Genomic DNA, 12,353 nt, shown 5'->3' on the forward strand with positions numbered 1-12,353 from the left:
GCACGAAGGATGCCCGCTCACATGGCGCTGCGTTCGCGCGTGTTCAGTTTTTGTAAGGCATAGAGCGCGTCGAGCGCCTCCCGTGGCGTCATCGCATCGGGGTCGAGCGCAGCCAAGGCGGATTCTACGGCGCTGGCCATCGGCGTTTCGGCCGCCGGCGGAGGCGCGAACAGGTCGACTTGCGCACGCGTTTGTGCGTGCTGCGATTCCAGCGCCTCAAGCGCCTGCCGCGCATGGTTGACCACGGCCGAGGGCATGCCCGCGAGCCGCGCCACCTGAATGCCGTAGCTCTTGCTGGCCGGGCCAGGCTGCATTTCGTGCAAGAACACGATGTCGCGACCTGCTTCGGTGGCGCTCACGTGCATGTTCACGGCGCAGTGGTGCGTGGCCGGAAACTCGGTCAGCTCGAAGTAATGGGTGGCAAACAGCGTAAAGGCCTTGCTGCGGTCGTGCAGCTGGGCCGCAATGCCGGCCGCCAGCGCCAGGCCGTCGAAGGTGCTGGTGCCGCGGCCGATTTCGTCCATTAGCACCAGCGACTGCGCGGTGGCGCTGTGCAAAATTTGCGCAGCCTCGGTCATCTCGAGCATGAAGGTCGACTGCGCATTGGCCAGGTCGTCCGCCGCGCCAATGCGGGTGTGAATCGCGTCGATAGGCCCCAGCCGGCAAGCCGCCGCCGGCACGTGCGAGCCAATGGAGGCCAGCAGCACGATGATGGCCACCTGCCGCATGTAGGTCGACTTACCGCCCATGTTGGGGCCCGTAATGATCTGCATGCGCTGCTGCGGCCCCAGCACGGTGTCGTTTGCGATGAAACCGCCAGACGACTTTTCGGCCAGCCGCGCTTCCACCACCGGATGGCGGCCCTGCTGTATTTCGATGCAGGGGTGCGAAACGAAGCTTGGCGCGCGCCAGTGCAGCGTATGCGAGCGCTCGGCCAGCGCGCACAGCGCGTCGAGCATCGCAATGCCGCCGGCCAGCTGTGTGAGGGCGTGCACCGAGGGCTGCAGCGCATCGAGCAACTGCTCGTAAAGCCACTTTTCGCGGGCCAGCGCGCGGTCTTGCGCGCTCAGCGCCTTGTCTTCGAAGGCCTTGAGCTCGGGCGTGATGAAGCGCTCTGCATTCTTCAGCGTCTGCCGGCGGCGGTAGTTGTCGGGCACCTTCGAGAGCGCGCTTTGCGTAACCTCGATGTAGAAGCCGTGCACCCGGTTGAACTGCACCCGCAGGTTGCTGATGCCGGTGCGCTCGCGCTCGCTCACTTCGAGCTTCAGCAGAAAGTCGTCGCAGTTCTCGCTGATGGCGCGCAGTTCGTCCAGCTCTGCGTCGTGGCCGGTTGCAATTATCCCGCCGTCGCGCACCAATGCCGACGGGTCGGGCTTGATGGCGCTCGCCAGCAGGTCTGCGCAGCCGGGCGGCGGTGCAAGGCGCTCGGCAATCTGGTCGAGCAGCGCGGCCGAGGCCGGAAGGAGCGGAGCCAATTGCTCCGCCTTGGCCAATGCAAGGCGCAGCGCGAGCAGTTCGCGCGGGCGCACCTGGCGCAGGGCAATGCGCGCCGCAATCCGTTCAACGTCGCTCGTGTTCTTGAGCTGCTCGCGCAGCGTGCGCCAGGGCGCGGCCGTGCCGCCAAGCACGGTGGACTGCAGCGCACCGATCGCTTCGAGCCGCGCCTGCGCCTCGCTGCGGTCGCGCCGGGGCGAGAGCAGCCAGCGCTTCAGCAAGCGGCTGCCCATGCCCGTCATGCAGGTGTCGAGCAGCGAGAACATGGTGGGCGAATCTTCGCCGCGCAGCGTTTGCACCAGCTCCAGGTTGCGCCGGGTGGTGGGCGGCAGTTCGATCAGGTCGCCATCGCGCTCCACCGAAAGCCGCTGCACGTGCGAAAGGGCGCGGCCCTGCGTGTGCTCGGCATAGCCCAGCAGCGCTGCGGCGGCGGCGTGCGCGTTGGTGAGCGATTCGGCGTTCCACGCAGCCAGGCTCTTGCTGCCCATTTGCTCGCTGAGCTTGCGTTCGCCCAGGCCGCCATCGAACTGCCACGCGGGGCGGATCGAAAGCGTGAAGGGCGTGGCCGCCCGGGCGGCCTTCAGGCGCTGCTCGAAGGCCGGTGTTACCTCTGCGCTATAGAGCAGCTCGCTTGGGGCGATGCGTGCAATCCAGGCTTCGAGCGCATCGGCCGGGCATTCGGCCAGCCGCAGTTCGGCGCCCGTGACGCTAAGCCACGCCAGGCCGCAAAAGTTGCGCGTGCCCGCATGCACCGCCAGCAGCAGCGATTCGCTCTTGTCGTTGAGCAGCTCTGAATCGGTCAGCGTGCCGGGCGTAACCACCCGCACCACCTTGCGCTCGACCGGACCTTTGCTCGCGCCGACTTCGCCCACCTGCTCGCAGATGGCGACCGATTCGCCCAGCTTGATGAGCCGCGCAAGATAGGTGTCGACCGCATGAAAGGGCACACCGCACATCACCACCGGCTGCCCCGCCGACTGGCCGCGCTGCGTCAGCGTGATGTCGAGCAGGCGCGCCGCCTTTTCAGCGTCGGCCCAGAACAGCTCGTAAAAATCGCCCATCCGGTAGAACAGCAGCGTGTCCGGATGGTTCGCCTTAAGGCCCAAGTACTGCGCCATCATTGGCGTGTGCCCGGAGAAGTCGCTGGTCGAGGGGGAGGGTTGGGCAGTCGTCGTGTTCACTCACGCGATTATCGGGGACGGACGGCCGGCAACCCGGCGCCCATTGCGGCCGTTTCGGCGGGCCGGTGTGCACCCGCCGCTCTAAAATCCGCCGACGCAAACCCCGCGTGAAGAACAAGGCGCCCATGGCTCATCCGGACGAATTCAAAGGCCCTGAAGCGGACGCGCTGCCCGACACCGCCACCTTGCCCGCGGAGCTTGCCGCCCTGTACCTCTGCATGTCGCCTGCCCAGCTTGCCGACCTGCGCAAATCGAAGCGACCCGATGGTCGCGTCGGCAACGGCCCGACCATCATCAGGCCCGTGGAAAGCGGCGCAGCCGGGCTGAAAGATCCGCTGCGCTACACGCTAGGCACGCTGCGCGCTTTCGCAAATGCGCACACGGCTCCATCGGCCTTCGATACGGCGCTGAATTCAGGAATGCCGGGTTGGGTGTCTGCCAAGCTGCCTTTCTTTGCCGAGCTGGAACCGCGCGTCAAACGCGGCAGGCGAGTGCTCATCGGCGGCGCCTGGGACCGGGCCGATCCCCTGCGCGAAAAGCGCTTCAAGGAACTGGCAAAAGGCCGCATCCGCTTCACATCATTGACATGCGCCGAAGCCGCAGCCAGCCTGTGGGCCGATGTTGCAAGCCACTCTGCGTTGGCCGAAAAAGGCTTGGCGCTGCTCAAGAGCGAGACACAGGCCATCGAGGCTTCGCTGGCCGCCACTGTGGCCCTGGCGGCGGCATCGCCCACGCCGGACGCAATGGCCTGATTCCGATTCAAGTTCGACCATGGACGAGTACCGATGCTGATCAACTGCGTGGCCTACGAAAACGGCGCCAAGCTCGCCGATATTCCAGTTGAAGACATCAGCGAATACATCACCCGCCCCGGCTGCTTCGTCTGGGTGGCGCTGAGCGACGCCACGCCCGAAGAACTTGCCCAGATGCAAGACGAGTTCAAGCTGCACCCCTTGGCGGTTGAAGACGCGCATCACGGCCACCAGCGCCCCAAGGTCGAGGAATACGGCGACTCGCTCTTCGTCGTGATGCACCTGGTCGAGCCCTCCACCGAAGGCGGACACACGTTGAATGTGGGCGAGGTCGACGTTTTCGTTGGAAAGAACTACGTGCTCTCGGTGCGCAACCGCAGCCAGCAGGGCTTTTTGGGCGTGCGCGAGCGCTGCGAGCGCGAGCCCGAGCTGCTGCGCAACGGCGCGGGCTTTGTGCTGTATGCGCTGATGGATGCGGTGGTCGACCGCTACTTTCCGGTGATCGATGCGCTCGAGGTAGAGCTCGAATCCATCGAGCAGCAGATCTTTACGCAGGGCGGTGCGGCGCGCGACAAGATCAAGCAGCTGTACGACCTGAAGCGGCGCAGCATGGTCCTGAAGCGCGCGGTGGCACCCTTGACCGAGGCGGCGGGCAAGCTGCACGGCGGGCGGGTGCCGCAGATCTGCGTGAGCTCGCAGGAATACTTTCGCGATGTGGCCGACCATCTCGGCCGCATCAACGGCTCGATCGACGCGATGCGCGACACCATTGGCACCGCCATTTCGGTGAACCTGTCGATGGTGACCATCGAAGAAAGCGAAGTAACCAAGCGGCTTGCCGCCTGGGCCAGCATTTTTGCGGTGTGCACTGCGTTTGCCGGCATCTGGGGCATGAACTTCGAGCACATGCCAGAGCTGAAACTACGCTACGGCTATGCAGCCGCGCTGGCGTTGATGGGCGGCACCTGCAGCTACCTTTACTACCGCTTCAGGCGCGCCGGCTGGCTTTGAATTTCTTTCTCCCTCCCCTTCCGGGGGAGGGCAGGGGTGGGGGCAGGCGGCGTGTCAAGAAATAGTGGCCTTTTCGTAGGCCGCTTGCCCCCATCCCAGCCCTCCCCCGGGAGGGGAAGGAGCAATGCAGATTACTCGTCGTGCGTGTCGTGCGTGGCCACGGCACCGCGGCGCCAGTAGCCTGAAGCGCGAACCCACTTCGGATTGGCCCCGCGCTCGCCCACCAGGTGCGCGCGCAGTGCCTTGGCAATGGCCGATTCGCATCCCACCCATGCATGAAAGTCGCCCGGCGGCAGCTTCATCGACTTGAGCGTATCGAGCAGCCCCTGGCTCAGCCCCGGTTCAGCGCCCTTGCGGTGCACCCACTGCAACGTGAGCTCGGCTTGCGTTTCGAACGGCACCTGATCGGCCTCGCTGTCGACCTCGGCCAGCACCACCACGCGCGCACCGGCCGGCAGCTCAGCCAGGCGCCGTGCGATGGCGGGCAGGGCGGTGTCGTCGCCGATCAGCAGGTGCCAGTCGAAATCGGTCGGCACGATGAACGAGCCGCGCGGCCCGCCCACGCCTAGCACGTCGCCGGGCTTGGCCTGCTCGGCCCACCGGGTGGCGGGGCCGGCCTCGTGCAGCGCAAAGTCGAGCTCCAGCGTGTTGGCCTGCGCGTCATACCGGCGCGGCGTGTAGTCGCGCATGGTCGGCCGGCCGCCTGCGGGCCACACCGGGCCTTCGGGCCCCATGGCCGGCAACGTCAGCTCGCCCGTCGTGGCATCGGGAAAAAAGATCTTCGCGTGGTCGTCGAAGCCCGCGCTCGTGAAGCCCGCGAGGTCGTCGCCCGTGAGCGTGACGCGGATCAGGTGCGGCGTAATGCGCTGCACCGCTTTTACGGTGAGCCGGCGAAAGCGAAGCTCATTCCGCACGCGGCGCGGCGTGCGGTCGGGCGCGGAAGAAGAAGCGGAAGGTGTATCGGTCGAAAAATCGGTCATTTCAGAAAAAACTTTCTAGATGCGTTCGAGTTGCTGGGCGGCGCTGTCGAGCACCGCGGCGAAATCGTGGGCTTGTTGTTCTGTAAGGGGCGGGCCCGAAAGGCGCATGCGCATTGCGAGCTTGAGGTTTTCGATGGCGCGCGTTACCTGGGGCGGGCGCCCGCCGCGCGGGCCGGCGCCATCGACGCCGCCAGACATGCGGGCCATCATCGCGTCGGCCGTGTCGCTGTTGGCGGCCAGAAACTCCTGGCCGCTGGCAGTGATGCTGTAGCGCTTGCGCCCGCCCGTGTCGGCAGTTTCCACGCTCAGGTAGCCCATTTCTTCGAGCAGCGTGAGCGTGGGGTACACCACGCCGGGGCTCGGCGCATAGCTGCCGCCCAGGCGGTCTTCAATGGCCTTGATGAGCTCGTAGCCGTGGGCCGGCTTGTCGGCAATGAGCCGCAGCAGCACAAAACGCAGGCCGCCATGGCCGAACACCCGCCCGCCGCCGCGCCCGCCACGGCCACCGGAAAGGCCGTCTTCGTGCTCGCCACGGGGCGTGTGGCAGTGGTGGTGATGGTGGTGGCCGAAGTGGGGGTGTCGCATATCGATGTCCTCTCGAAGTATGTCGAAATTATTTTCGGTATATCTAAAAAAGTCAAACTGCAGTGCCTGCCGCATCGTCGTGCGGCACCGTTCAAGGCTCGGCCAAGGGTCAGGGAAGAGGGAGAGAGAGAAGACGCGCCGGCCGAAACCGGGCATAGCGGGGACGGCAGGCGCCATCCCGGAGAGAACGATCAGCCGACCGTCAGGCGATCATCGATTCCAGATCAGATGCCAGCTCGCGAGGCGCGGGCATGTCTTGCATCACGTCCTCAGAAATGCCGATGGCATCCGCCGACTGGGCCGGCCACATGTGCTGCGAGTCGCCAATGCGCAGGCCCTCGCGCTCCAGCGCAACGCGCCAGACCGCAAGGTGCAGCACGTTGGCCAGCGGGTCGACCTGCTCGGACTCCATCGGGTTGGCAAAGCAAGAGAGGGCGCTGATGAACTCGGGCGCAAACTCCCAGCGGGCAGCCAGCCGCGCGCCCACTTCGCCGTAATGAAAGCCGAACTTCTGCCGCTCGACCTCGAGCCGGCCCATCATGTCGAACGGATGCACCGCGTTGAGCTTGGCCATTTGCTCCTTCATGGCGCCGGCCATGATCAGGTGGCCGATGGCGTGCATGCTGCCCACCGTGAAGGCAAGGCTCTGGTCCACGCTGCGGGTTTTGCCGGCCAGGTAGCGGGCCACCGCTGCCACGCGCAGGCTGTGCGACCAGAAAGCCGGCAGATTCACCCCCTCGACCTTGCGGAACGTGCCAGTAAGCCCAGAGCTCACCACCAGCGAGCGGATCGACGAAAAACCCAGCAGCTGGATCGCGTCTTGAATCGAGAGAATCTTGCGGCGAAGCCCGAAATACGGGGAATTGGCCATGCGCAGCACCCGGGCCGTCAGCACCTGGTCGAGCTCGACCTTGCGTGCAATCACGGGAATAGATGCATCTTCGTTGCGCAGGAGCTCGATCAAGTCGAACACCACCTTGGGCACCGTGGGAAGCAAATGGCTTTCGGCAAACAGTTCGTCCAGGGTCATGGCGATCTCAGGCTGTAGTTTTCGCTGCCCGGAATTGTGCTGCAACTATAGTGTTACATGTTGATGTCTTAAGGGATCGGGCCAACTCCCAGAGTCCGAATGCAGACTTCCAGCAACACAGGTGCCATTGTGCGGAGCCTCCCCCGCATTGCCATACCCTTTTTGAGTGATGCGCCGGCCCCCCCCGCGCTGCTAAAAGTGCAAATTCGTCAAAAAACGAGGGAGCGGGCGCATGGCAGCACACCGGTTCGTCAATTTGCGCGCGGACGGAAGCCCCGTTCACCTCTTCGATGACAAGAAGAAAAAGATCCGCGAAGTCATCTGGGGCGATTACCTCAAGGTCAAGAAAGAGCTGGGCGACGGCTGGCTAGAAATTGACTGGGCAGCTCGCTCGCCCACCAAGCGGCGCACCCTCTACATCCGCAAAGAAGACACAGTTGCCCGCCGGCCCCTCGAAATAATCTTTGTGGACGTGGGCCAGGGCGACGGTGCCGTGCTCATATCACCCGAGACGGGCAACGATGAACGCATTGTCGTCATCGACGCCGGCGAGGGCGGCAACATGCGCGCCTTTCTTGCCGCCAGGTTCCAGACCTATCGCGGCTTCGACTTTGCCGCCGCCGTGATGACGCACCCCGACAGCGACCATTACCTGGGCTTCAAGGACATCTTTGCCGACCCCGGCATCGGCTTTGGCACCGTGTATCACAACGGCCTTGTCGAGCGGCCCGTGAGCGGCACCTGGGAAAAGATAGGCGGCAAGCCCGTGAAGGAAAACGGCGCATCGGTTGCCTACATTGGCGATCTTGCGACCGACTACGCCACCATCAAGACCATCTTCGGAAACGCGGGCCCCACCCACCTCTTTCCGCAAGTCATGAAGGCCGCGCTAGGCAACCCGAAGATCCAGGACATCTGCATGCTGTCAGCCCAGCACGCGACGATAGAAGACGACACCGCCTGGATGCCCGGCTTTGCCCCGTCGGACGACCGCGGCTACACCATTCGCGTGCTTGCGCCCGTTGTTGAAGAAGGCCCCGACGGCACCCCCGCGCTGCGGCAACTGGGCTCGTACAACGAAACCAAGAATGGCCACTCCGTCATCTTGCGGCTGCAGTACGGCAAGTTCAGCGTGCTGTTCGGCGGCGATTTGAACGAAGGCGCCGAAAAATTCTTGCTGCAGCACTACACCGGCACCGCAGATAACAAGTTTCCGAAAACAGGCACCCCCGCCTACGACGACATGGTGACCAAGGCGCGAGACATTTTCAGGTCAGACATCATGAAGTCTTGCCACCATGGCTCCGAAAAGGTGACGGATGCGTTTCTGGACGCCGTGAACCCGGCCGCCTTCATCATTTCGTCGGGCGACGAAGAGGGCCACATTCACCCCAGGCCCGACCTGCTCGGCCGGCTGGGCCGCTTCGGCCGCGGCGGCGCGCCGGTCATTCTTTCGACCGAACTCCAGCGCTCTTCGCGCGCCATGGAGAACAAGGACTCTGTCGACGCGCTGCTGGCCGGCATCGACAAGCTGGCCGCTGGAACGCTCTCGCAAGACAAGGTTGCGCAGTTGAAGGCCGATGTGAAACAACTCGCGCGCAGCAATGTCGAGGTGTATGGCGCGATCTATTTGAAGACCGATGGGAAAAGGTTGATTACCGCTTTTCGGATCGAGGCTAAGTCGGAAGTTGAGAAGTGGTTTTATTTTCGGTATCGGCTTGAGGGGGATGTGTTGGTTCGGGAGGATTGAGGGGCAATGGACATATACGTCGAACAAGGAAGCGAAGGTCCGGACCTGCCCCTCTCCTCTCTTATGTGTGTGCGGTGCACCGAGGCGTCATGCAGGCCCTGGCCTGTGTCGAAGCAGGCACGTAGCTGCGTGTCGAGGTGACGGGCTCGAAGCCCAGGATGCAGCGGAAGCGGACTATCGCCGCTCAAGGCTAGACTTCCGCCTTCGGCCAGGAGCAGACGTCCATCCTTGTTCTGCACGATCTATCGAGTAGTTAGGCCGCCGAGGCGCGTCCACGGCACATGGAGAGTGGGGCCATTCGGTTATTCGTTCTCAGGAACGGTCAGCAGATCTAGGAAAGCCGTGAATGTCGTTGCCAGGGTCAGCAATGAATCCTCCCCTGACTTTCCATGAGCAAAGTAGGCAACGGTCGGAACATGGTCAAGCCGGTAGTCTAGGCACACGTAGTCACCGAAGCCTGTATTGACAATGGGAAGCACGCTGACCGGTATCTGTTCGTCACACCTCAAGGCCCGATAGGTGCTCAACACAGTTCCCGGTCCGTCCTCATCAAACGCGAGCATGCTACCGAAGCAGCTAACGTCCTCGACGCCAGAACCGGATGTAACCACAAACTCGCACTCCTCTGGGTTGCTGGCCCCTGAATTGACCATCGCAAACTCGACTAGATCGGGAGGCAACCGATAACCGAAAGAGGTTTCAAGGCTCTGAATGGCCAGAGCCGTGACAGGAGTACCTCTTTCAAACCAAGTCAGTTGTCGCATGTCATGTGCTTTGGGAGGGGGTTCCAAGTGATGCTACAGGGAGCTCGAGCAGCCAGGGCAAGTAGCCTCTTTGATGCGCGCTCGATCGACTCTACACCTCGCGCAACGAGTGACCGCTTTCGAGAAGATCGGACGACTGCTCAGGGCCCCAAGCAGCCACTCATCGAGCTGTCGGCACCAGCCCGCTGATAAAGAGCCTGTTATCAATCGTCAAGCTCACAAAGTTCTCTCAAAATGAGTGATGTTCGTCGTGAGTGCCTGTCACTGCGCCGCAGGGGCAGCAGTCGCGAGCGCTTTGATCACCTCGTTAGTGATGTCCACCGTTGGCGCAGCCATAACGGCATCCTGCAGTATCAGGTCGTACTTTTCCTGCTTGAAGATCTGCCGGACCGCACGGTGTGTCAGGTCCCATAGCTCGGACTTCTGCTCGTTGCGGCGCTGAGCCACCTCTTCATTGAACTCAAGGAGCTTTCGCCTGAGGTCGCGTTCCTGATCGAGAAGTTCGCGCCGCCTGCGACCGATATCGTGTTCGGACAGCGTGGGTCCATCCTTATCCAGTTGGTCGGCCACGGCCTTGAGGTGAGCTTCCAACTCATCCAGTTGCTTCTGTCGAGGGCGGATTTCGGCAGCCAGCTTGTCCTGCATAGCCTTGGCGGGGAGCGACAGGAGCATCGCGCGCTCGAAGTCCACGTAGCCGATCTTAAGTTGCTGAGCCAGCGCGGATGAAGGAGCCAGAGAGAGCATGCACGCCGCCGCCGCACCGGCGGCAAAGACAACCGCTTCACGGCGGGCCACCGCGCAGGCAGCCACCGCAATGGTCTGAATAAGTCTGTTCATTAGAATGCCCCTCCGACGTAGATGTGAAAGCACTGGATGTTATGCGGCGCCCCAATAAACAGCCGTTCCTACACGCAACGCTCAGACGTCATTGGGCAGCTCTGCAGGTTTCAAAAGCCTCTGTGTCGACTCTCTGTGAAGACGGTCACCGACCGTCCGCTTGGCCGACTGTAGCCGGTCGCGCTGGCGTCGCGAAGGGGTTCAAAAAAGACGTTGGGCTGGTCATTCAGCGCCTCGGCGGAGCGACACTTGGCCGCCGATGCTCTCAAGGGAATGGCACATCCCACTCGCATGGCTGTCATCAGCAAGAAACACCTCAAAGATTTCCCGGGCGGCGATCTTCTTCACCACGTTCTTCGCTTCTGTGCGGGACATGGGGGTGCTCAACTGTAGTGACCGCATGAACAGTCTTTCCACGTAGCCTCCCTTGCCGGGAAACCATGCAGTGGATTCGTCCCAACCCATGACTAGCAACGTGCACGAACTTGACAGTACTCGCTTGGAAGTTGCCATTTGAAAGTCTGGTCGTGGCCGAAGGCGGAAGTCTAGCCTTGAGCGGCGATAGTCCGCTTCCGCTGCACAGCAGCCTTCACGGATATTCAATGGAGGAGCGTGGTCGAGGCGCATGCGTGGCCGTGATCCCCCTCCAAGACTAATCCCCCAATCAGCCAGTTGGAGCAATCCAACCGTCACTCGCTACGCAGACTTGTTTTTCTTGGTGGGTTTATCCAGCGCCTTGAAAAATTCCGAGGGCTGCACGCCTAGGGCGTCGATGATTTTCATCATGTTCACTATGGCCAGGTTGCGTTCGCCGCGTTCCACGCCACCCATGTAGCTCCGGTCGATTCCGCACTCGTCGGCGAACGACTCTTGTGAAAAATTCATCGCCTTACGACGGTTTCGCACGGCTTGGCCAAAAGCCACCAGCGCGGGGTGTCTTTCTTCTGGTGGGGGTGGTACTCGCGCCATCTCTCAATGCTCGTTCCAGAAGGTCCAAAACTCCACGGTTCATAAGGTGACGGTCTTTAAAACCGCGGTCTAAAAGTATCTTTCTGAGCTACGATCTGCCCTGCTCGGCGGCGACCGACCGACGCGATACCAATAAGAGGCAGGGGAACGGAGATGAAGTGCGGAAAGTTTTCTCGAGCGCGGCTCGAGCGGAGAGACGTTGCCATGGAGCGGAGTGAAGGCAAGCCCGAGCGGCTCGCCTGCCTTTGTCTAGACGAGCCCTTGAACAGGGCCTTCATGGCCTGCAAAGCCTTGGCCGAGTTAACGGACTGGCATGACCACTGCATAGCTTCCTGCCGCAGGTTGTCACTCGATGAGTTGGGCTTTCTTGTCGCACATGTCTCAGGCCTATCGGCCACGGGGAAGATCGCGTGTGGCGAGCGCGCCGTGGCAAAGATTGCCGACGAGTTCGCGGTGTACTTCTCTGGCCATGACCATCGTGGCTCCAGTGAAGTTCGCACGAGACAGCTCGGCGTAGAAAAGACGCGGTGCGAAGAGGCTCCCCGTCAATCTATGTGGACGCTCGGCTGCGGGCTCTGGTCTTTGCGAGTCCCCAAGGAAAGCACCGCAACCGCCTCTAGCCGCACGCTCAAGTTGATGGCGATAGGCGGCAAACTGATCCGCCGCAGCATGACGGGTGCCGAGGACGCGGAGCCACTGATCGCCGCATTTGCGCAGGGGGTGGTGCTCGGGTTCTACCGGCTTGCACAGAGCGATATTCCCAGCGAGCTGGAGGGCGTGGGTTTCTGGCGGCATTGCGAGTTGGCCATCGTCCACCAAGCTGGCGTGGCCGGCGGCCGGCGGATTCGCGCGCAGGATGATCGAAACCCGAACCGGTAAGTTGGCAGCAGTGCAGCGCCGCTCGCAGGGCGCTATACCCCAGTCGCTCCCGCAGGCGACCCCCTCCATCGAAAGCAGGCCTCCCGCGCCTCGTCAACCAGCGCCTAAAGCGCCTCAGGCG

12 protein-coding genes are annotated in these 12,353 nt (G+C 62.8%); 4 read left to right on the forward strand and 8 right to left on the reverse strand.

Annotated elements, in window-relative coordinates:
• Window positions 1-17: 17 nt before the first annotated feature.
• Window positions 18-2,615 (reverse strand): DNA mismatch repair protein MutS, encoded by a 2,598-nt coding sequence (mutS, locus tag J2X67_RS19360; protein ID WP_309955598.1) that lies wholly within the window; start codon window positions 2,613-2,615, stop codon window positions 18-20.
• 185 nt (window positions 2,616-2,800) lie between these two features.
• On the opposite strand from mutS, the gene J2X67_RS19365 reads away from it, so the two are divergent.
• Window positions 2,801-3,427 carry a hypothetical protein gene (locus tag J2X67_RS19365; RefSeq protein ID WP_309955457.1) on the forward strand — a complete coding sequence of 209 codons (627 nt, stop codon included), beginning with the start codon at window positions 2,801-2,803 and terminating at the stop codon, window positions 3,425-3,427.
• A 33-nt stretch (window positions 3,428-3,460) separates the two neighbouring features.
• Entirely contained in the window at window positions 3,461-4,438 is a 978-nt protein-coding gene (locus tag J2X67_RS19370; RefSeq protein ID WP_309955460.1) for a magnesium and cobalt transport protein CorA, read from the forward strand.
• A 131-nt stretch (window positions 4,439-4,569) separates the two neighbouring features.
• On the opposite strand, the gene J2X67_RS19375 is transcribed toward J2X67_RS19370, so the two are convergent.
• The 3 genes from J2X67_RS19375 to J2X67_RS19385 form a co-directional block, all read right to left on the reverse strand.
• Window positions 4,570-5,418, reverse strand: a complete 849-nt coding sequence (locus J2X67_RS19375) for a siderophore-interacting protein (protein WP_309955463.1) — start codon at window positions 5,416-5,418, stop codon at window positions 4,570-4,572.
• Window positions 5,419-5,433: 15 nt separating this feature from the next.
• Complete coding sequence (locus J2X67_RS19380) at window positions 5,434-6,003, reverse strand: PadR family transcriptional regulator (RefSeq protein WP_309955467.1); 570 nt, start codon at window positions 6,001-6,003, stop codon at window positions 5,434-5,436.
• Window positions 6,004-6,205: 202 nt separating this feature from the next.
• Complete coding sequence (locus tag J2X67_RS19385; protein WP_309955470.1) at window positions 6,206-7,033, reverse strand: HDOD domain-containing protein; 828 nt, start codon at window positions 7,031-7,033, stop codon at window positions 6,206-6,208.
• A gap of 232 nt (window positions 7,034-7,265) precedes the next feature.
• Between J2X67_RS19385 and J2X67_RS19390 the strand changes: the two genes are divergently transcribed.
• Entirely contained in the window at window positions 7,266-8,783 is a 1,518-nt protein-coding gene (locus tag J2X67_RS19390; RefSeq protein ID WP_309955473.1) for a hypothetical protein, read from the forward strand.
• A gap of 302 nt (window positions 8,784-9,085) precedes the next feature.
• Here the strand turns inward: J2X67_RS19390 and J2X67_RS19395 are convergent, their stop codons facing one another.
• The 4 genes from J2X67_RS19395 to J2X67_RS19410 all read right to left on the reverse strand — a co-directional run bounded on the left by J2X67_RS19395 (window position 9,086) and on the right by J2X67_RS19410 (window position 11,353).
• Window positions 9,086-9,547 carry an SMI1/KNR4 family protein gene (locus tag J2X67_RS19395; protein WP_309955475.1) on the reverse strand — a complete coding sequence of 154 codons (462 nt, stop codon included), beginning with the start codon at window positions 9,545-9,547 and terminating at the stop codon, window positions 9,086-9,088.
• A 261-nt stretch (window positions 9,548-9,808) separates the two neighbouring features.
• A complete protein-coding gene (locus J2X67_RS19400) occupies window positions 9,809-10,384 on the reverse strand; it encodes an OmpH family outer membrane protein (RefSeq protein WP_309955478.1) in 576 nt (191 codons plus the stop codon).
• A 222-nt stretch (window positions 10,385-10,606) separates the two neighbouring features.
• Window positions 10,607-10,759, reverse strand: a complete 153-nt coding sequence (locus J2X67_RS19405; protein WP_309955481.1) for a hypothetical protein — start codon at window positions 10,757-10,759, stop codon at window positions 10,607-10,609.
• A gap of 321 nt (window positions 10,760-11,080) precedes the next feature.
• Window positions 11,081-11,353, reverse strand: a complete 273-nt coding sequence (locus tag J2X67_RS19410) for a helix-turn-helix transcriptional regulator (protein ID WP_309955484.1) — start codon at window positions 11,351-11,353, stop codon at window positions 11,081-11,083.
• 204 nt (window positions 11,354-11,557) lie between these two features.
• On the opposite strand from J2X67_RS19410, the gene J2X67_RS19415 reads away from it, so the two are divergent.
• Window positions 11,558-12,232 carry a hypothetical protein gene (locus J2X67_RS19415; RefSeq protein ID WP_309955487.1) on the forward strand — a complete coding sequence of 225 codons (675 nt, stop codon included), beginning with the start codon at window positions 11,558-11,560 and terminating at the stop codon, window positions 12,230-12,232.
• Window positions 12,233-12,353: the final 121 nt, after the last annotated feature.

The organism is Variovorax sp. 3319, assembly GCF_031456585.1.
GTDB lineage: Bacteria > Pseudomonadota > Gammaproteobacteria > Burkholderiales > Burkholderiaceae_C > Variovorax > Variovorax paradoxus_P.

What these genes read in the sequence shown, in the direction of transcription:
- mutS (WP_309955598.1), bottom strand. Translation starts at nt 2,615, where the DNA reads ATGATGGCGCAGTACTTGGGCCTTAAGGCGAACCATCCGGACACGCTG.
- J2X67_RS19365 (WP_309955457.1), top strand. Translation starts at nt 2,801, where the DNA reads ATGGCTCATCCGGACGAATTCAAAGGCCCTGAAGCGGACGCGCTGCCC.
- J2X67_RS19370 (WP_309955460.1), top strand. Translation starts at nt 3,461, where the DNA reads ATGCTGATCAACTGCGTGGCCTACGAAAACGGCGCCAAGCTCGCCGAT.
- J2X67_RS19375 (WP_309955463.1), bottom strand. Translation starts at nt 5,418, where the DNA reads ATGACCGATTTTTCGACCGATACACCTTCCGCTTCTTCTTCCGCGCCC.
- J2X67_RS19380 (WP_309955467.1), bottom strand. Translation starts at nt 6,003, where the DNA reads ATGCGACACCCCCACTTCGGCCACCACCATCACCACCACTGCCACACG.
- J2X67_RS19385 (WP_309955470.1), bottom strand. Translation starts at nt 7,033, where the DNA reads ATGACCCTGGACGAACTGTTTGCCGAAAGCCATTTGCTTCCCACGGTG.
- J2X67_RS19390 (WP_309955473.1), top strand. Translation starts at nt 7,266, where the DNA reads ATGGCAGCACACCGGTTCGTCAATTTGCGCGCGGACGGAAGCCCCGTT.
- J2X67_RS19395 (WP_309955475.1), bottom strand. Translation starts at nt 9,547, where the DNA reads ATGCGACAACTGACTTGGTTTGAAAGAGGTACTCCTGTCACGGCTCTG.
- J2X67_RS19400 (WP_309955478.1), bottom strand. Translation starts at nt 10,384, where the DNA reads ATGAACAGACTTATTCAGACCATTGCGGTGGCTGCCTGCGCGGTGGCC.
- J2X67_RS19405 (WP_309955481.1), bottom strand. Translation starts at nt 10,759, where the DNA reads ATGTCCCGCACAGAAGCGAAGAACGTGGTGAAGAAGATCGCCGCCCGG.
- J2X67_RS19410 (WP_309955484.1), bottom strand. Translation starts at nt 11,353, where the DNA reads ATGGCGCGAGTACCACCCCCACCAGAAGAAAGACACCCCGCGCTGGTG.
- J2X67_RS19415 (WP_309955487.1), top strand. Translation starts at nt 11,558, where the DNA reads ATGGAGCGGAGTGAAGGCAAGCCCGAGCGGCTCGCCTGCCTTTGTCTA.